We start from the raw sequence: 20609 nt of genomic DNA on the forward strand, positions 1-20609 counted from the left end.
CGTTTATAAGATAATTTTAACCGAAGAAGCCTTTCTTTAAATAAATAAGTGAATTAAAGTGATTATTATTTTAATTTCCTGTGTTCAGAAATCATTTTCCTAAACATTCCATAATGAATTTAAATGTCTGAAATCCAAAATTTAATGTGTTATAATTTATCTTTTATTAGGCAACCACCAACAAACTTAAACAACTAAAAAACAAAACTTTAACTAAAAATCAAAATGATTTAGGCTATCTTGAAATAAAAAAATATATTTGTGTGTACCCGATTTTTTCATTGAAAATATAGCGATATACTTAAGCATGAATTCAAAAAACTCTCATTATCTGTTTTTTACACTATTAGGACTACCTTTTCTTGTTTATCCTTTTCTTTTTATTGAAGACATAGTGGCAATAGAACCACAACAGTGTGGACATCAGAGTCACTTTCATAATGTTATTTCTGGAGTCTGCTTATTTAGTAGTGTACTGTATCCTATTTCATATTTGATATCTATCGCACTCTATATTTTTAAAAAAATAAAAAATACATTTTATATTCCTTTTGCACATCTTTTATTTATTTTAATATCTTTTTTTTATTGGGTTTGTTAAAAGTCATTATACAAAAGAAGTTTTTTTTAATATAAAAATCAATTATTACGGAAGTCCGTAAAAATTAACTCGCATCTCTTATTACGTTTGCCATGCATCCTTTGGGGCGGGCTAATGAAAAACCATTTAATTAATCATAATTAGTGTAGATTATAAATTATTTGAATTAATTGACAGTTAAATATACACTAGAATTACAAACAACTAAGTAATTAAAAAAGGCAACCTATATAGGTTGCCTTTTTATATTGATAACATCCATTTAAATTCAAATTTTGTATCAGGAACTATAATTCTCTCTGTTATCTTGTACATACGATTTGGTAGCTTCATTAAAAACTCCCGGGCCTTCTCTGCATCTGGTGTTAAATTGGTTATCTTATCGATCTCCCAAAAACTATTTAATTTATTTAGTATATCTACATAATCAAAACCTGTATAAACTCCTATTCTTTGAGCTACAGTTGAAAAATCATCAAACAAACTCCCTTTTTGTCCAAAAGATTCTCGCAGATGCATTGCAGGCATAACAATTTTATGTTTCATCATAAACTGAAAAGCTAACATCATTTCGCTTGGATCAAACTTAAATATCTCCTTAACAAACTCACAATATGCCAAATGGTGACGCATCTCATCTCCTGCAATTATTCTAGACATTCTTGCCAAAGCTTTATGCCCTTTTTTCTTTGCTATTTTAGCAACATTTAAATGTGAAATATAAGTAGCTAACTCTTGAAAAGAAGTGTAAACAAAATTCTTGTAGGGATCCCTAGCGGTACCGATATCAAAACCATCTGATATTAAATGTTGTGTTGTGATTTCTACCTCGCGCATGTTAACCCTTCCTGAAAGATATAAATATTTATTAAGTACGTCTCCATGACGATTTTCTTCCGCTGTCCAAGCTCGTACCCATTTTGCCCATCCGTTATCTGGATGCTGGGTAACCCCGTCTAAGTCTAGCAACCAAGATTCATAGGTTGGCAGTGCTTCTTCTGTAATTGTATCACCAACTAACACCACCCAAAAATCATCTTCTAAATCTTTTGATATCTCTTGAATTTCTTTCACCTCCTCTATAAAATCTTCTTTTTGAGGGTTTGGCAAAAAATCTGTAGGTTGCCATATTTCCTCTACCGGAACCAAAAATTTTTCAACAAACCTGTCTATTTTCTTTTCCAGAGTTTGCATTACTTCTTTTCTTATGTTTTGTATTGACATAAATTTATAGGATTTTTATCTTCTAATTGTTTGTTTATCAAAGATAAAACAAAACAAGATATTCTTCCCATTTAAAAAGAACTACTTTTTCCTATATAATAAACAAACTCTATCAATACTGAATTACTCGACAGAAGATTTTATTTTTGATTCTATAGTTTCAAACAACTCATTAAAAGGAAGACTGTTAATCTTTATAGCTTCATGAGCTGTAATAGTTATTGGTTTCCCTATTCCAAATGGATACTTCCCATATTTAAACACCCGCCAAGAATTGTTTATACTAATTGGAACTACGTAGGCTTCTGGGTTGTACTTTACCAATGTTTTTAAACCGTTAGGAGCAAATTTTTTAGGCTTTCCTGTTCTGCTTCTTGTTCCTTCAGGAAAAATAACAGCAGACCACTTATTTTTATCTATTCTTTTTGCAAATTTTGCCAGTTCAACTATGGCTTTTTTTCCATCTTTTCGGTCAATTAAGGCAGCGCCTCCATGCCGTAAATTAAAAGAAACACTAGGAATTCCTTTACCTAGTTCTTTTTTTGAAACAAACTTTGGTAAATGTTTTCTAAAAAACCAAATAATTGGAGGTATATCAAATAAACTTTGATGATTAGCTACAAATAATATTGTACTGTTTTGGGGTAATTTATAAGGATTAATCAACCTTACCGGAACTCCAAGAACCAAAAGTGATTTAACTAAAAAAAAATTCATTACATCAACAACCTTTTGGTGTCCCTTTGATCCAAATATTTTTAAACCAATCCACTGAATTGGATGGAATATGATCAATAATAAAATAAACACAAAGGCAAATATCGGCGATAAGAAATGACTAATTATTTTCACTTTTTGTTTGATATTATAAAAACTAAAACAATGTAAATAAGTTATTTAAAACAACAAATACGATTGCTTAAGTATTTTGTTAAACACACAAAAATAAAAAATCCTGCCAAAGCAGGACTATTTTTTTCAGTTTAAAACCAATTATTCCATGGTATTCTTGATAAAATAAGTACTAATGCTATACCATAAAATATAGCTAGTGTTTTAAATTTATCTTCGCTTTTGGTTTTTTTCTTGTGTTTAGACCACCCCACAGTTATTAAAATAATTGCGGTGATCATGGTAATAGGGTGTTCAATAGCCAATAACCTAGTTGCAGACTCTTTCATAACCTCTCCTGTATTTGATTTGAGAGCCTTATACCATGGAGACATAAAGTACCAACCCAATCCAATCAATAATTGAATATGACTTGTAATTAATGTAAATAAGCCTAAACGAAATTCTTTATGTGTAAATTCTCTTTTCTGAATTAAACCTATTACAACATTAACTACTGTATAAAGCAAAATGCCTAATACAATATATGCCCAATAGGAATGAATGGTTTTCATCATACTTTGTTAGTTTTAGTAACCACAAATTTACTGAATTTTACTTATTTAAAATACCTTTATCTTAAAGCATAAAACACAAAAAAAGCACCTCAATTGAAGTGCTTTTTTTGTGTTTGTGTTTTATAAATCTAAAAACTTAATTTAATTGAGGCATTCCATGTTCTACCATACCCAAATCTAGCTCTATTACTAGTATTTAAACCTTTCCAATTCTCTGACGGGTTAACTGAAGCAGGAGTATTTCCATTTACAGACTCAAGGTATACTTCATCAAATAAATTATTAACATTTAATCTAAAACTAATTCCTTTTAAGTAGGTGTTTTCTTTTAACTTTGGGCTAATTGATATTCCTAAATCCGCAATATTATACGTAGGTAATTTTAAAGACTCTTGAGTTAAAGAACCAACAGAATATAGATCTTTATAGAAATTCCAATTAGCATCAACAGATAAAATTGATAAAAGTTTATAGTCTACAGTAACTCCTGCAGTTGTTTGAGCAGCGCCTCCTACTTTGAACCCATCTAATTGGACCGATGTAGAAGAACCTATTTCATCTCCATCTGAATCAAACGTTCTTTGTCGTCCATTCCCATTAAATTGCCAATCTCCAACAGAAACGAATCCGTTTACCTTTAGCCCTTTCAAAGGTCTTGTAAACACCTCCAACTCTACTCCCATGTGAATCTGTTCAACTCCTTGTGTTTGATATGATTCATAAGCAGGGGTATCAAAAATCTCTCCATTATTTGATAACAATGTTCTATTTCCCCAAGTCGTATGATAAGCATTTAAATTTGCGGAAACAAACTCACTTCCAAACTGATAACCAAGTTCAAATCCAGTTATTTTTTGATTTTCCACTGCAGGTATAATTAAATCATTCGAGTTTCTTATATTATCAAAAAGATCATCATGAAATGGCTGTCTTGAATAATATCCTACATTACCAAATACCTTATGATTTTCAGTGATTTCATATGCTGTACCAGCCTTTAAATTATAACCAAAGTTAGATACTTTTTCTGAATCAGTCGATTCTGTAAAATTATAATGATCTGTTTTAACATGATCCTGATTTGATAAAGAACCTTGAAAAAATGCAGATAATTTATCACTCGAATACTCCAATTGTGTAAATAAACCATAATATGTTATATTTTCCTCGTAATCATAATCTAATCTTTGGTCATGATCAGTATTAGGATTAAATAACATTCCCCACGGATTTATTCCCCCATATGTATTAGATATTGTATAGTTTCCAGAAAAAGTACTAGACTCATCTATTGAAGAAATTCCAACAAACTCATTTACACCTCTAAAATGGAGTCCATTATAGGTCCTAATATCAGCACCGATATTAAAATTAAAATTCTCGGACAATTCGTTCGAATAATTTGAAACTAAACCATACCAATTATGATTGTTATATGAGCCTCTTGCAAAACCTGTTCCGTTCGATATTCTTTCAGAAACAAAAGCTCCCCTTCCAAGAGATCCGTACAAAACAGATGAAAGTGACGAACTTTCATTTATATTCCAGTCCCAAGATAAATTGGCTACGGGCTTATGGTAAATATTTCTTCCTCCTGGATAACGCTTACCCTCTGGACCATTTATAAGGTTTGGACTATTTACCCCTTCCTCGTTCCAACTATTATACCTTATTCCATTATCTAAAAATTCTTGAATTGTTCCTCTTCCCGCAGCTGCATGCCATTGTGGTGCCCCTGTTAAAAGGAAATTGAATGTATTATTAATATTTGGTTGGTAACCTACAGAAAAGAAATATGTTTGCCCTTGACCACCTGTATAATTTACATAGCCATCACCTTGCCAATGCCCCAACAAAGAAGAAAAAGACCATCCCTTTTCACTTACTCCTGTTGAATAATAGATTGTACTTTTAATATAGTTATTATTCGCTACAGTTTGTTTAATATATCCGCCTGATTTATTGTCAATAGTTTTTGTAACTATGTTAACGGTACCTCCAACAGAAGAAATAGCTAATTTTGAAGAACCTAACCCCCTTTGTACTTGTATCGCATTCGCTACATCCATTACACCAGACCAATTAGACCAATACATTTTCCCATCTTCCATTCCGTTTATAGGCTGCCCATTTAATAAAAAGGCTGTATTAGTCTGATCAAAACCTCTCAAAAACATTTGACCATCACCGAAACCACCAGCTTTTATATTTTGAACAGATGGTGTGGATTTTAAAATTTCAGGTAAATCCCAGTTTGCTGCTTTATCCTGAATCTCAGCTGATTTAATTGTTGATACTGCAATTGGTGTTTTTCTTCCCTCAGCTAAATCGATAACCCCTCTTCCTACGACTACAACCTCTGTCAATAGATTTGATGAAATTAGCTGAATTGTTCCCAAGTCGCTAGAGGTATACGAAACTTCTTTTGATTCATATCCTACAAAAGAAACCAGTACAACTCCCGAACTCGATTCTACATTTAAAATAAATTTACCGTCAAAGTCAGTTGCAGCACCACTTGTTGTTCCTTTTACAACAATATTGGCACCCGGCAATGGATCTCCCATTTCATCCACTACTTTTCCCGTAATTTTAGTTTGTCCTAAAATGGTAGCTGTTACAAAAAACAAAGCTCCCAGTAAAATGTTTTTAATATTTTTCATTATCTAATTTAATTATTAAATAGCCTTTGCAAAATTCTAATATTTACTTATTCCTAACATTAATTTAATGTTAAATTTTTTAACATTTGTTTATTATTTACGTTCTTAATTAATTAACATTTTTTTTGCTAATTCCTTACCTAGTTCTACACCATATTGATCAAAAGAATAAATATTCCATAAAACACCTTGAGTAAAGACCTTATGTTCATACATGGAAATTAACATCCCTAAATTTTTAGGCGTCAACTTTTTGATAATCAGTGATGTTGAAGGTTTATTCCCTGAAAAAACTTTGTATGGAAGCAGTCGGGCCATAGCGTCGATATGTCCAGCCATTTTTAAATCTAAATGTGCTTCTTCAATTGTTTTTCCAAAAGCCAATGCTTCTATTTGCCCATAAAAATTTGCCATTAATTTTTTATGATGCTCTTCATCTCCATGCAATGGTTTTTCAAAACCAATGAAATCAGAAGGGATAATTTTAGTTCCTTGATGCAATAACTGCATAAAGGAATGTTGCATATTCGTCCCTACACTTCCCCAAACAATTGTACCTGTTTGGTAATCTACTTTTTCTCCATTCCTATCTACTTCCTTTCCATTACTTTCCATGAAAGCTTGCTGCAAGTACTCAGGTAGATATTTCAAATAATGTGTATAGCTAAAAATTGCCTCAGATTCGCAATTCAAAAAATTATTATACCAAATACTGAGTAATGATAATACAACCGGAATGTTTTCTTCAAATGGTGCTGTTCTGTAGTGAATGTCCATTTTCTCAGCTCCATCCAATAACTCTTTAAACTTATCAAAACCTAGGGCAAGACTAACCGTTATACCTACTGCTGACCACAAAGAAAAACGACCACCAACCCAATCCCAAATAGGAAAAATATTTTTTTTATCAATTCCAAAATTTATAACTGCTTTTGTATTTGTAGATACTGCTACAAAATGCTTCGCTATATCAAAAACTGTTGCTGAATTTAAAAACCAGTCTCTTATTGTATTTGCATTCGTTATTGTTTCTTGGGTTGTAAATGTCTTAGAAACGATAACAAAAATTGTTGTTTCTGGATTTATATTTTTTAATACCTCGTAAACATGGTCTCCATCGATATTTGAAATAAAATGTGTTTTTAACTTGTTTTTATAGTATTTCAAGGATTCTATAACCATTCTTGGACCAAAATCTGACCCTCCAATACCTATGTTAACAATATCTGTTATTTGTTTATCTGAATATCCTCTCCATTTTCCTGAAATTACCTTTCCGGAAAAAGTCTTAATTTTCCTTAGAGTTGTTTTAATTTGGGGCTTAATATCTTTACCATCAACCAGAATCGGATCTTCTGAGTTACTTCGAAGTGCGGTATGAAGAACAGATCTTTTCTCCGTAACATTAATCATATCACCTGAAAAATATTTCTCTATTGCTTCTTTTAAATCTACAGCATCCGCCAAAGACAATAAATTACCTATTGTTTCTTGAGAAATTAAGTTTTTTGAAAAATCTACTTTAAAGTCATCAAACTGAATTGTCAATTGTTTTTGTCTCTGATTATTCTCTTGAAAAAGCTTTCTCAAGTTAAATTGTTGTGTGTCTTTGTAATGATTTTCTAGTGTTCGCCAAGCTTCAGTTTTAGTCGGATTAATGCTGTTCAACGCCATGTTTTAATTAGTTGCTAGATTTTCTTTGTCCAAAAATATAGAATCTGTTTTTTTAAAAAAATAAATACTATCTAATTGTTTTTTAAATGGCTTTATAAATTCGAAATATCTAGGCTTAATACTGTCTGCCAATGGTTTCGCTGCTGGAAGTTTTTCTCTAAATGGATCCACTTGTGCTCCATTTTTCCAAAAACGATAGCAAACATGAGGTCCACTAGTGTTTCCTGTCATTCCAACCCATCCAATAATATCTCCTTGCTTCACATAATCTCCCACACGTACTTTCCTTCTTTTCATGTGTAAATATTGTGTTGTGTATGTACTATTATGCTTTACCTTTACATAATTTCCATTTCCTCCTCGCCTCCTAGACTCTACTATCGTTCCACTTGCTGTAGTCATAATTGGTGTTCCATAAGGGGCCGCAAAATCAGTTCCTCTGTGCGCACGTACCCTGTTACCATAAAGCTTAATTCTTCTCCGTAAATTAAATCTTGATGAAATTCTATATTGAAATTTTATAGGCGATTTTAGAAAAGTACTCCTCAACATATTTCCTTTTTCATCATAATATTCTGCATCACTCTTAATTGTATCTGCAATGAATTTATAAGCATATAAATGTTCTCCTTTATGATTAAAAAGAGCTGCTTTTACGTCGCCATACCCAACAAAAGTAGTATCATTAATAAACTTTTCTTCGTAAATAAGTTTAAAACTATCTCCCTTTTGAAGACGATAAAAATCCAAAGTCCATGCATAAATATCTGCTACGGTATTGGTAAATGTTGGCCGCAAACCAAGACTATCTATAGTAACAGAAAGGCTAGAGTTTATTTCACCTGCAACTTCTTTTTCTACAATTTTTATTTTCTTTTTATGCTTAAAAGCTGAAATAACAGAATCTTTAAAATCAATAATCGTTGATTGTACTTTATTATGCTTATATATAAACACTTGTGCTTTCTGAAGAGAATCTTTTGAGGTGAGTATGGTATATGGTTTTCCTGACCTAACTCTTCTAACATCAAATGTATCTTTAATAGTTGTGGCAATTTTATTTATTTTAGGGTACATTACATGGTGCCTATCCAAAATTACAGCAAAACTTTCACCATTTTCAATGGTATCATGAACTACATTAAATTGATCTAAATTATAACCCAAAAACATTATTGGCTTCGGTTTCTTTATTTCTTTTATTTCAATAGTTTTTTTTTCAGCCTGTTTTTTACACGATAAAAAAAAGCCTATGATAACTAGTAGTATGTATATTAATTGTTTCAAAAAGAGATAAGTTTAATGAGTGTCTTCACAAAAATACAAATATTTACATTTGATTTTTATTTTTTAACAACTCACAAACAACTTATTACTTTGTGAAAACAATTTCAAAAGGATTTGCGAGACCCTTATATGCTTCAAGCTCGGCTCTTAAAGAACCAACAGCAAGAGAAGCCTTCATTTTTATAGGAATCTTATTATCGTCTGCAGTGATCCAAACAGTAACACTTTCCTTTGCTTCGAATACTCTACCTGCCTGAACTATAGGCTGGAATTTCTGAGTTTTTACTTTTCCGAACTTTGTTTTTAAGATCTCATAACCTAAAAACCTTAACTTAAAAGGGTAACTCCTATCATCAAAGAACATAGATACATTAATCTCATCTCCTTTTTTCATGTTTTTTGTATTATGATTTCTTAAAAAATAGAAGGTTGAGATCATATCCTGAGGACTCTTTACTGAAATAACACTATCTTTTTTATTAATAAAGTCTTCAACATAAGCCGTGTTATCCTGATAATTAAACGTAATATTTTTTCTCTTTTTATACCCTCCTTCATCAATATCTCTTATAAATAGGTAGGGTTTAATACTTTCGGGGGTAAAATAACTCTCATACCTATCTTTAACTTTAAAAAACCAACTAATCATCCCTGAAGTACGTCCTTTACCTATTGCGTGAATAACTTCTTTTCCTTTTAACGTTTCATTTTTAAGCTCCAAGGTTGCAGTCCCTGCTCTTAAGAAACCACTATAGCTCATTTTATATTGCAACCATTCTCCTCCTTTAAAAGCTTTAGGAGCCCCCTGTGCATTGATATTCAAGGTAAGCGATATTAGAGCTAAATAGGTTATATTTTTTATCATCTATTTTTTTATTTAAATAAAACATTTAATCTTATGACAATCAAACTTATGAATTTTGATGGACAAATTCCATTTCAAAAAATAAAAAGCCACTGATTTTAAATCAATGGCTATAGTTTATTAAAAAGTTCCCCAACTTTTAAGCTCCTCTTGACTCCATAAGTAAGGAAAAAAAATGCGTCTTTGATATTTTGGGTGTAAATACTTTCTCCAATTACTACCACCAGTAGCTTCTAAAGCTGTTTCATCTCCTCCTAAATACTTTCCTGCAGCATTATAATGCGCCATTACCCATTTAACATTAACGGTATAGTCATAATGTCTCATAGCATTAATTAGTCCTTTATCTTTTTGTGTTTCTTTCGGTAACTGTTTAAACTTTTCAGATAGATTACACCCTCTATAATCTTTCATGAAATCAATAAACTCTCCCATATATTTTTTTTCAAAAAGCTTTAACAAGGTTGTTTTTTGTCCTGTACTATAATTTTTTCCTGCAGCCTGCCAATATAGGTGATCATATGCTTTCTGAAAAGACAAGTTTTCATTAAACTGATCTCTAAATCTTGAGTCTATTAAATTTATTAATTCTGTTGAAGCAAATTCAACTTTTCTATACTGGGCACTTTGAAAACCACTCGCAGGAGTTAATGTATTCCTAAATTTTAAATATTGCTCAACATCCATTCCTTCTGCCATTACTAAAAATGAGCTACAAAGCATATCAAAATAACGACTAATTCTTGTTAAGTGTTTTGAAAATTTTTCTGCAGCAATTTCAATCGACTTCGCCACTTGATCTATTTCCCATAAAATCATTTTAAACAACAATTCATTTACCTGATGATACATTATAAATACCATTTCATCTGGTTCTGTTGTTCTGGGTATTTGCAGCCCTAAAAGGGCGTCCGTTTGTATATAATCCCAATATGTTATTGGTTTACTCCAAAGAAGCCCTTCTAGCATTGCTTCTGTTGAAACTCCAAGCTCACTATATTTGTTTTCTATAGCTCTTAATATTTCCTCTTTCTTCATGTTTCAAAATTATGTTAATTACTGTTGATTCATTTCCTATTAAATAACAATTGAATACTCCTAAGATTGATTTCTTTAGAAGAAAATTGGTTAGTATTCTTTTTTCAGCAAAGGTAATCATATCAAAGCGAGTTAACTTCAATTAAGAAAAAGGAGATTTTATATTGATGTATCGATCCATAAAAAAACAAAAAGCCAAGAAAATAAAAAGATGTAATTCTTGGCTTTTTTATAATAAAAAGTTTTTTATAGGGTTCCTCTTAGTTGCTGTTCTCTCTCGATAGATTCAAATAATGCCTTGAAATTTCCAGCTCCGAATCCACGAGCTCCCATTCTTTGAATTATTTCAAAAAACAAAGTGGGTCTATCTTCAACAGGCTTTGTAAATATTTGTAATAAATACCCTTCTTCATCAGCATCTACCAAAATAGACAACTCTTGTAATTTTGCAATATCTTCTTTCATAATTTCCATATGAACCCCTAATCTTTCTGGAATCATATCGTAATACGATTGAGGTGGTGGCGGTAAAAACTCAACTCCATTTGCTTTTAATTGTGCTACTGTTTTAATAATATCGTCCGTTGCTACCGCAATATGTTGTACTCCTTCCCCCTCGTAAAAGTCTAAATACTCCTCTATTTGTGATCTTTTGGGAGCCTTAGCGGGTTCATTTATAGGGAATTTAACTCTTCCATTTCCATTACTCATTACCTTACTCATTAAGGCAGAATACTCTGTATGTATTTGCTTGTCATCAAATGACAAGAAATTTTCAAACCCCATTACATCTTCATACCATTTAACCCATTTATTCATTTGTCCCCAACCAACGTTGCCGACCATATGATCTATATACTTTAAACCTGCGCTTGGAGGGTTGTAATCTGGATTCCATTCTTTAAACCCTGGCAAAAAAGTTCCTTTATAATTTTTCCTTTCAACAAACATATGAACTGTTTCACCATACGTATATATACCCGCTCGTACAACCTCTCCATTATCATCTTTCTCAACAGTAGGCTCCATGTATGATTTTGCTCCTCTTTTGGTTGTTTCCTCCCAAGCTGAACGAGCATCTTCCACCCAAAGAGCCACCACTTTTACGCCATCGCCATGTTTTACAATATGATCATTTACTGGCGACTTACTATTTAATGGCGTCGTAAGTACTAGTCTTATTTTATCTTGTTTTAACACATAACTCACAGAATCCTTTGAACCTGTTTCTAAACCACGATAGGCATGCGATTGAAAACCAAAAGCAGTTTTATAAAAATGAGCAGATTGTTTTGCATTACCAACATAAAATTCAACGTAATCTGTTCCTAAAAGAGGTAAAAAATCTTGAGCTCCGTCAAATATTTTCTCTAAGCCATAGTTTACCGATTTTATTTTTTTTGACATGTGTTTTTATTTTTTAAGGAAATCGAGATTTATTTTGTTCTTTACAAAATCGTTTTTCTGTGAAAATCTCACTGATATTTCCTTGGATTTTTATTAATTTTTATTGTGTTATTTTAGGTTATGATCGAGATAAACCTAATATTTTTGAGTAAACTAGCATTGTAATTTACAAAAAATAATTCACTAATTAACAGAAATATAACTATCAAAATTTAGGAATAACTAGCCTAAAGCACCTTAATTTTTGTCTCTTATATTTAAATAAGAGAAATCATTATCGCTAAGTTATATTTTTTGTACTGTAAATTATTTTAACTTTTCTGCAAGTACCATCTTTTACTCTAGCCAAGATTTATGATAGTCGTCATCAGCTATTTTCATTGCCTCTTCCGTTACCATTAATGGTTTAAATGTATCTACCATTACCGCCAACTCCTCTGTTTCTGTTTCACCTATACTTCTTTCAGTTGCACCTGGATGAGGGCCATGTGGAATTCCTGCTGGATGTAATGAAATATGGCCAGGAGCAATATCGTTTCTACTCATAAAATCTCCATCTACATAATAAAGAACCTCATCTGAATCAATATTGCTGTGATTATAAGGTGCTGGAATTGAATCTGGATGGTAATCATATAACCTAGGTACAAAACTACATATTACAAAACCTGCACTTTCAAAAGTTTGATGAATTGGAGGGGGTAAATGTATTCTACCTGTAATTGGTTCGAAGTCATGAATTGAAAAGGCATAAGGATAATTAAATCCATCATAACCAACCACATCAAATGGATGAGATGCATATACCATTTCGATAATTTCATCCTTCTTTTTAATTTTCATTAAAAAGTCTCCTTTTTCATCATGAGTTTCTAACTCTTCAGGTCTTCGAATATCTCGCTCACAATATGGAGAATGTTCTAAAAGTTGACCAAACCAATTCCTATATCTTTTAGGAGTATAAACTGGGCTATAAGATTCTATTATAAATAATCGGTTATCTTCGTCATCAAAGTCTAATTTATATATTACCCCTCTAGGAATTACTAAATAGTCTCCATACTTAAATTTTATGTTACCCAATATTGTTCGAAGTTTACCAGAACCCTTATGGATAAATATAACCTCGTCAGCATCCGTATTTTTATAAAAATAATTTTTTGTTGATTTTCTAGGTGCTGATAAAATTATATTACATTCATTGTTAGTTAGAACAACTTTTCTACTCTCAAGATAATCGTCATATTGAGGTACTTGAAAACCTCGAAAACGAAATGATTGGATGTTATTGGGTTTAGCTATTTTAGGCTTAACACTATATTGCTTTTCGATTTTTTTGACCATTGTTGGTCTGTAGTTATGATACATATTCGTTGACATTCCGTCAAATCCTATAGTACCGAAAAGCTGTTCGTAATATAAATCACCATTCTCTTTTCTAAATTGAGTGTGGCGTTTGGGTGGAATTTTTCCTAATTTGTGATAAAAAGGCATAATTATTCGATTTAAAGATTATTTTTTTTCATTATTAGTTCTTTAAATCGAGGTTACTCTGGATTTCTTTTGATAAAAAATTTTAGAAGTAATAATAAGCCTTCGTTTACATTACAAACCATCATAATTTTATGTCGTTTTACAAATATACATATTTATTCAGAGTTCTTAAGTATCATTTTAATGGTAAAATGGTGTACTCCGAATAAAACCACGCCAAATAAAAGAAAGCTAACAAGAAAAATCAAAAAGTAGTTATTATTTAAATTAATTCTAAATAAATTTTGACAAACAAAAACCGATTCTTATTTTTGCTATTTTTATTAAATCTAAATAAATGAAAAGGGCTTTTATTTTGTTATGTTTTCTTACTACATCTAATTTTGCTCAAAGACAAATATCGGGAGTAATTCAAGACATTTATAACAGACCTATTTCTGGAGTTAATATCAAAATTAAAAACTCAAATATAGGAACCAATACTGATTTAAACGGTTATTTTGAGCTATTTTTTGACTCTAAATACACAACCTTGGTGGTAAGGTCTTTAGGTTACAAAACGAAAGATGTTCTTTTAAGAAAACATAAAAACCATTTCAACATTACGCTAGAAGAAAACCATATTTCGTTGAATGAAGTTCAAATCAAAACGAAATCAAACATAGAAAAAATCAAAGAAAAAGCATTTGAAGTATCACTCCTTGAAACTAAACAATTAAAAAATTCAAATACGAATATCAACACTGCTTTAAAAGGCATTTCTGGAATTAATATAAGACAATCAGGAGGTGTCGGTTCTTCTTTTTCATTATCCATGAATGGGCTTTCTGGTAAACAGATTAAATTTTTTATCGATGGAATTCCTATGGACAATTTAGGCTCTTCTTTAAGTTTAAATAATTTTCCTTCAAACCTAATTAATCATATAGAAATCTATAAAGGTGTAATACCCATTGAACTTGGTGCTGATGCCCTTGGCGGAGCCATCAATATAGTATCTAATCATCAACTTAATGATTATTTAGATTTTTCATATAGCACAGGATCTTTCAATACCCATGTATTATCTTTTTTAGGTCAACATTACAATAAAAATAATGGGTTTACCGCTAAAATTACTTCTTTTATAAACTATTCTGACAACAACTTTACCATAGATAACATTGACACTTATGATAACTTAGGTAATATTAATGGTACAATTGATAATGTTGAACGTTTTCATGATGCTTATGCTTCCAATATGATAAAAATAAACCTAGGCTATCAAAACAGGTACTTTGCCAAAAAATTGATATTGGGTGGTGTTTTTTCTTCTAATAGAAATGAAATTCAACACGCATTAGACCCACAAAAACCTTATGGAGGTGCTCTAACAAAAGAAATATTAAATAAAGTTTCACTAAACTATGAAAACGACCAAATTTTTAAAAAAAAACTTTATCTTAAAATATACGCTACTGCTTTTAAAAAATACGCAAAATTAATCGATACCGTTTCTAAAAAATTCTACTGGTATAAAGCGCCTGAAAATAGTAATACAGCTACTGGAGAAATTGGCCCAAAATCTTTATTTAGAATCGAAGACGAGTCACATATATTCAACTCTTTAATAAAATACCATTTTACACGGAAACAGAATATTGTTATGAATTATACTAAAAATTACTTATTGAGAAAAGGTAAAGACCCAATAGCTACTTCTAGAGTGCCTTTTACAGATCCGCATAAACTAAGTAAACACGTCCTTGGTCTATCCTTTAATTCTATTTTTTTCGATCGTTCTATAAAAACCACTTTTTTTGCGAAGTATTTTAATATGGAAACCTATGGAATTATCAATGCTATTTACAAGAATGAATCTGACCCAACCAAATATACCCCTGAAAATAATTTTTATAATAAAATAGGGGGTGGCTTTGCAGCAAGATTTCAACCAGTACAAGAATTAACCGTAAAAACCTCTTTTGAAAAAGCATATCGTTTGCCCGAAGGGTATGAAATATTTGGAAACGGTAATTTATTGCTTACAAATCTAAAACTGATTCCAGAGGAAAGTCATAATTACAATTTAGGTCTTTCATATCGTACTACAAAAACTAAAGGTTTTAAATTTAATTTTGCTGCTAATGGATTTTATCGTGATGCAAAAAACATGATTATTCTGCAAGCACAAGCCTTATTTTCAAAATATTTAAATAAAGCTAATTCAAAAATCATTGGCTTTGAGCTAGAGTCTGAATATAGTTATAAAAACTGGAAGCTATCGGCTAATATTACCAAGCAAGAAATTACTGAAAAAGATCAAAACAATATAAAAATTAGAATACCTAACATACCGTTATTGTATGGAAACATTCGTTTAAACTATAATATTAATTCTCTTTTTAATGATCACAGTTCACTAAACTTGAATTGGAATAGTAGATATGTGGATGGTTACCCCCTACAGTCTTACAAACTAGGTAATGAGAGAGATAGAAAGTTAATCCCTAGTCAATTTTCACAAGATTTTGAAGCCAGCTATTCTTTTCAAAAAAGAAAATATAACGTTTCATTACTAATCAGTAATTTTACCAATGAACGCTTATATGACAATTTTAGAATTCAACAACCAGGACGTGCTTACTACGTGAAGCTTCGTTATGCAATACCATAAATTAAATCATATAATCATGTATAAACTCAATCAATATATAAAAAGCTTCTTATTAGCTTTCTCAGTAGGACTAATTAGTTGTAATAGTGAAGAAGCAAATCGCCCCTCAATAGCATCCACCACAAAATATCTTGTAGCTTTAGAAGCCAATCCGATCGGTCTGGAAGCACCTGTAGATTACCTTGTAGAACTATCCTCTATTCAAGATTTATCAAGCGGAATTATTGATGCAGAAAACAAAGGAATACCACAAATTGGATGGCGTTTTTTTTATCAATCTAGTAACGTATTATATACAGCTGGATATTCTGATGATGTTACTTGCGTAAGCTACGCAATTAATGAAAACAAAGTACTAGCAGAAAAAGCAAAGTTTACTTTTAACAAAACCTTAGATACTTATGCAAATACAGAAGATAATAAACTAATTGCCGTACAACTATCCTATAGTGGATTCGAAAAAAAAAGATTTCACATAGTCAATAATGAAACAGGAAAAATAGAAAGAATTGTTGAGCATGAAGTTGATATCGACAGAGGTGACGGAAAACCAAGTAACACTGAATCAATTCCATGGATTACAGGCATGGTACAACTAAAAAACAAACTATTTATTTCCTACCACAAGTGGACTGCCGATGGCAGTTATAAAACTCCAGATACAGACCGAGCTTATGTGGCAATATTTTCTTATCCAGAGTTTACATTAGAAAAAATAATAACTGACAACCGGACAAGCCCTATAGGTACCAACGGGCATACTACAGGTATTATTAAAACAGAAAATAACGATATTTACTCTTTTTCCTCTTCTGCTTTAAGCGCTGGGTTTACAGCTGCAAGTAAACCTTCTGGTATTTTAAAAATAAAAAATAATACTACAGAATTTGATGCTGATTATTTTTTTGATGTAGAAAATGCTCCCAATGGCGGTAAAATATTTTGGATGGACTATCTTGGAAACGGTAAAGCTATTGCTAGAATCATAATCGACGATTCCGTTAAAGATGATCACTGGGAGGCGTATACCAGACTAGATGTTGTTAAATTAGTGATTATCGATCTCGATGCAAAAACAGTTACCAATGTAAAAGGGGTTCCAAATCCGCATGGACAAAGATATACCTCTCCGATTTTTAAAGAAAATAATAAAGCGTTTATAAGTGTTTCAAATGACCAAGAAACGAGAGTTTATATTGTAGATCCCAGTACCGCTTCAGCTACCAAAGGAGCTAAAGTAAATGGAAAAAGTTTAAAAGGTATTTTCAAACTTACTCAATAATTCCCAATTCCTTTAATCCCCGATTTTGCGATTCTTAATCTATAAAGATTGGAATCCAACTTCATTTTATTTCCCTTGCCCTGAATTGATTTCAGGGCTTTTTTTGAGAATTAATATTAAACGCTTAGGTATTTAATGTTTTTTATCAGGCAACAACTAAAAATGAAAATATCTCATTAAAAGACGGTTATTATTTAAAATTAATCTAAACAACTTTTGTTTTTATGTAATGATGCAGTATTTTTGCAAAATAAAATTTTTTATTAAATCTAAATAAAAACAATGAAAGGATTATTAAATGCCATCACAATTTTTTTTATGATGGCAAGCGCTGTAGCTCAGCGGGGGGCAATAAAGGGCACAGTTGTAGACAACAACAACGAACCTCTTCCAAATGTTAACATATCAATTACAGGTATGAATCTTGGAACACAAACAGATATTGATGGTCATTTTGAAATCAAAAACATTCCTAATGGACCACAAGATATTAAACTATCATTTATAGGTTTTAAAACGAAAGTAGTTAATATTAAAATACCTGCTGATGAATTAATGATCACATTATATGAAGGAAACGAATTACTTCAAGAGGTGGAGGTTACAAGTAGAAAGAACAAATTTTCTCGTAAACAAACTGCCTATGTTTCAAAACTTCCCTTAAAAGATCTAGAAAATTCACAAGTTTATACTACTGTTACTTCTGAATTATTAGATTCTCAGGTAATAACTAATTTAGATGATGCTTTAAAAAACGCTACTGGATTAAGTAAATTATGGGAAGCCACTGGTAGAGCACCTGGTGAAGGAACAGGATACTTTACATCGAGGGGGTTTGCTATGCAACCAAAACTTGTTGATGGTATGCCGGGATTCACGTTAAGTGCGGTAGATCCATCTTATATTGAAAGAATAGAGGTAATTAAAGGTCCTTCTGCTACATTATTTGGTAGCACTGAAACCTCTATTGGGGGGCTTATTAACATCGTTACTAAAAAACCATTTAAAGGATTTGGAGGAAGTATCTCTTATACAGGCGGGTCTTTTGGAACACATAGAGTTTCTGCCGATATTAACACTCCACTAGGAGGAAAAAACGGACCTTATTTTAGGTTAAACACTTCATATTTAACACAAGATAGTTTTCAAGATGCTGGTTTTAGAAAAACATTTTTTGTAGCCCCATCTATTTCTTATTCAATAAATGATAAATTAAATATTTCTTTGGGTCTTGAATATGCTAGAACAAAACAAACAAACCCTTCCATGTTATTCTTACGAAGAGGGGTACCATTAATCGCAACGAATATTGAAGAATTAAATATAAATCCAAAAAAATCATTTACATCAAATGATATACACTTGACGAGTCCTACGTTTAACACAAGGACTATTATTGATTATAAAATTTCAGATAAATGGACTTCTCAATCAATTTTTGCAAGTAGCTACTCAGAGGCAAACGGTTACTACCAATATCAAATTGATGGTGGTGCATTAGGTCTATTGGCTTTGCAACCATTATTAGAAAACCCTCAATTAGCTCCTATTCTAACACCTACCGTAGGACCTATGCTACAGGAAGCACAAGGCTTATTACAAAGTGAGGCTTTCACAAGATTTTTCGATAAACGCAATGCCAACGCTTCAAATTATAACTTCCAACAAAACTTTATTGGAGACTTTAAAATCGGAAACCTAAGAAACAGGCTAGTTTTTGGTTTAGATTATGTAAACAGGTCACAACACTTTAAAAATCAATCTGGAAACCCTATCATAACAACTACATCAAACTTTCCAGCGCTATTCACTACATTAGGAGCAATAGGACAACAACAAGTTGCGCAACAAATAACAAATCAGTTTACAGCGTTTCCATATTTTGACGCTTTTATCGATGCACAGGGTAATGTTTTAAATACTAGTTTCACACCTGAAGCACAGTATTCTCCATCTCAAATTAGTTTGGACCAAATATTCACTCAGACACCAGTCAATGATGTAAAAACAAACTCAGAAACCTATGCTTTATATGTTTCTGATGTACTAAATGTTACCGATAATTTAACCTTAAATTTAGGTTTACGTTTAGATCATTTTGAACAAGATGGAAACGAAGCAATCATGTATGACAATTATACTAAGACAACCTTTTCACCTAAAGCAGGTATCATATACCAAGTACTTCCCAAAAAATTATCTCTTTTCTCCAATTATCAGACTGGATTTACCAATGTAGATCCTGTAATATACACAGATGGAAGTACGGATAACTTCAAACCTGTTAAAGCAAATCAATTTGAGGGAGGGGTTAAAACCAACTTATTTAATGGAAAACTGAACTTTGGAGCTAGTTATTACCATATTATAGCAAAAAATATAAGAACGACAGATCCACAGGCTATTGTAAGTTTAAGTCAAATAGATCTAAAAGAAATCGTAAGCAAAGGAATAGAACTTGAAATGAACGCAAACCCTTTTAATGGGCTTAACCTAAGAGCTTCTTATTCGTATAATGATACCCAAATAACAGACCCTACCAGTGAATTTGGCGAAAGATATGTTACTGAGTTATTAAACAGAAGACCGGAGGAGGCCGGTCCTCAAACAATTTACAATTTCTGGGCCGACTATAAGTTCCAAGAAGGAAGTTTCTTAGAGAATCTTGGCTTAGGTGCTGGTTTCAATGGAGCATCAGAACATCATACTATCAACAATACTATTAGCGGTCAATTTACACTTCCAAGTTATACTATATTTAATGCTGGAGCATATTATGATACTGATAAATTTAGAATTGGACTTAAAGTAAATAATTTTACTGATAAAGTTTATTATAATGGATGGGGAACAGTAAATGCACAAGCTACTCGTGCGTTTTTAGGAACTCTTTCCTATAAATTTTAACAAAAATAAACTCCGAGCAATATGCTCGGAGTTTATTATATAAATCAAGAAAATGATTAGCCTTTTTATTACATTTACTACCGTAAGTTGCTACTTAAT

General features: G+C 31.5%; 13 protein-coding genes. 3 read left to right on the forward strand and 10 right to left on the reverse strand.

What is annotated here, in order from left to right:
• Nucleotides 1-844 precede the first annotated feature (844 nt).
• The 10 genes from AC2GW8_RS08645 to AC2GW8_RS08690 all read right to left on the reverse strand — a co-directional run bounded on the left by AC2GW8_RS08645 (nt 845) and on the right by AC2GW8_RS08690 (nt 13662).
• Nucleotides 845-1825: an acyl-ACP desaturase gene (locus AC2GW8_RS08645; RefSeq protein WP_440879474.1), complete on the reverse strand. Its 981-nt coding sequence runs from the start codon at nt 1823-1825 to the stop codon at nt 845-847.
• A gap of 123 nt (nt 1826-1948) precedes the next feature.
• Nucleotides 1949-2677, reverse strand: coding sequence for a lysophospholipid acyltransferase family protein (locus AC2GW8_RS08650; protein WP_440879475.1), 729 nt, complete (start codon nt 2675-2677; stop codon nt 1949-1951).
• Between the two features lie 131 nt (nt 2678-2808).
• Nucleotides 2809-3231, reverse strand: coding sequence for a hypothetical protein (locus tag AC2GW8_RS08655; protein ID WP_440882196.1), 423 nt, complete (start codon nt 3229-3231; stop codon nt 2809-2811).
• 131 nt (nt 3232-3362) lie between these two features.
• Nucleotides 3363-5897, reverse strand: coding sequence for a TonB-dependent receptor (locus AC2GW8_RS08660; protein ID WP_440879476.1), 2535 nt, complete (start codon nt 5895-5897; stop codon nt 3363-3365).
• 105 nt (nt 5898-6002) lie between these two features.
• On the reverse strand, nt 6003-7571 hold the full coding sequence (gene pgi / locus AC2GW8_RS08665; RefSeq protein WP_440879477.1) for a glucose-6-phosphate isomerase: 1569 nt from the start codon (nt 7569-7571) through the stop codon (nt 6003-6005).
• Nucleotides 7572-7574: 3 nt separating this feature from the next.
• A complete protein-coding gene (locus AC2GW8_RS08670; protein WP_440879478.1) occupies nt 7575-8858 on the reverse strand; it encodes a M23 family metallopeptidase in 1284 nt (427 codons plus the stop codon).
• Between the two features lie 85 nt (nt 8859-8943).
• Nucleotides 8944-9723, reverse strand: coding sequence for a DUF3108 domain-containing protein (locus tag AC2GW8_RS08675; protein WP_440879479.1), 780 nt, complete (start codon nt 9721-9723; stop codon nt 8944-8946).
• Nucleotides 9724-9843: 120 nt separating this feature from the next.
• Nucleotides 9844-10761 (reverse strand): tryptophan 2,3-dioxygenase family protein, encoded by a 918-nt coding sequence (locus AC2GW8_RS08680; RefSeq protein WP_440879480.1) that lies wholly within the window; start codon nt 10759-10761, stop codon nt 9844-9846.
• A 246-nt stretch (nt 10762-11007) separates the two neighbouring features.
• Complete coding sequence (gene hppD, locus AC2GW8_RS08685) at nt 11008-12168, reverse strand: 4-hydroxyphenylpyruvate dioxygenase (protein WP_440879481.1); 1161 nt, start codon at nt 12166-12168, stop codon at nt 11008-11010.
• Nucleotides 12169-12504: 336 nt separating this feature from the next.
• Nucleotides 12505-13662 (reverse strand): homogentisate 1,2-dioxygenase, encoded by a 1158-nt coding sequence (locus tag AC2GW8_RS08690; RefSeq protein WP_440879482.1) that lies wholly within the window; start codon nt 13660-13662, stop codon nt 12505-12507.
• 337 nt (nt 13663-13999) lie between these two features.
• Here AC2GW8_RS08690 and AC2GW8_RS08695 point away from each other — a divergent pair, with 337 nt between their 5' ends.
• The 3 genes from AC2GW8_RS08695 to AC2GW8_RS08705 all read left to right on the forward strand — a co-directional run bounded on the left by AC2GW8_RS08695 (nt 14000) and on the right by AC2GW8_RS08705 (nt 20510).
• Entirely contained in the window at nt 14000-16321 is a 2322-nt protein-coding gene (locus AC2GW8_RS08695; protein WP_440879483.1) for a TonB-dependent receptor, read from the forward strand.
• Nucleotides 16322-16337: 16 nt separating this feature from the next.
• Entirely contained in the window at nt 16338-17603 is a 1266-nt protein-coding gene (locus tag AC2GW8_RS08700) for a DUF4374 domain-containing protein (RefSeq protein WP_440879484.1), read from the forward strand.
• A gap of 282 nt (nt 17604-17885) precedes the next feature.
• The gene (locus tag AC2GW8_RS08705; protein WP_440879485.1) at nt 17886-20510 is read left to right on the forward strand and encodes a TonB-dependent receptor domain-containing protein; all 2625 of its coding nucleotides are present in this window, start codon (nt 17886-17888) and stop codon (nt 20508-20510) included.
• The last annotated feature ends 99 nt before the right edge of the window (nt 20511-20609 follow it).

It is taken from the genome of Tenacibaculum profundi, from assembly GCF_057162725.1.

Excerpts from the sequence above, each read along its gene's own strand:
- hppD (WP_440879481.1), bottom strand. The coding sequence starts at position 12,168 with ATGTCAAAAAAAATAAAATCGGTAAACTATGGCTTAGAGAAAATATTT.
- AC2GW8_RS08680 (WP_440879480.1), bottom strand. The coding sequence starts at position 10,761 with ATGAAGAAAGAGGAAATATTAAGAGCTATAGAAAACAAATATAGTGAG.
- AC2GW8_RS08705 (WP_440879485.1), top strand. The coding sequence starts at position 17,886 with ATGAAAGGATTATTAAATGCCATCACAATTTTTTTTATGATGGCAAGC.
- AC2GW8_RS08695 (WP_440879483.1), top strand. The coding sequence starts at position 14,000 with ATGAAAAGGGCTTTTATTTTGTTATGTTTTCTTACTACATCTAATTTT.
- AC2GW8_RS08655 (WP_440882196.1), bottom strand. The coding sequence starts at position 3,231 with ATGAAAACCATTCATTCCTATTGGGCATATATTGTATTAGGCATTTTG.
- AC2GW8_RS08675 (WP_440879479.1), bottom strand. The coding sequence starts at position 9,723 with ATGATAAAAAATATAACCTATTTAGCTCTAATATCGCTTACCTTGAAT.
- AC2GW8_RS08660 (WP_440879476.1), bottom strand. The coding sequence starts at position 5,897 with ATGAAAAATATTAAAAACATTTTACTGGGAGCTTTGTTTTTTGTAACA.
- AC2GW8_RS08690 (WP_440879482.1), bottom strand. The coding sequence starts at position 13,662 with ATGCCTTTTTATCACAAATTAGGAAAAATTCCACCCAAACGCCACACT.
- pgi (WP_440879477.1), bottom strand. The coding sequence starts at position 7,571 with ATGGCGTTGAACAGCATTAATCCGACTAAAACTGAAGCTTGGCGAACA.
- AC2GW8_RS08700 (WP_440879484.1), top strand. The coding sequence starts at position 16,338 with ATGTATAAACTCAATCAATATATAAAAAGCTTCTTATTAGCTTTCTCA.
- AC2GW8_RS08645 (WP_440879474.1), bottom strand. The coding sequence starts at position 1,825 with ATGTCAATACAAAACATAAGAAAAGAAGTAATGCAAACTCTGGAAAAG.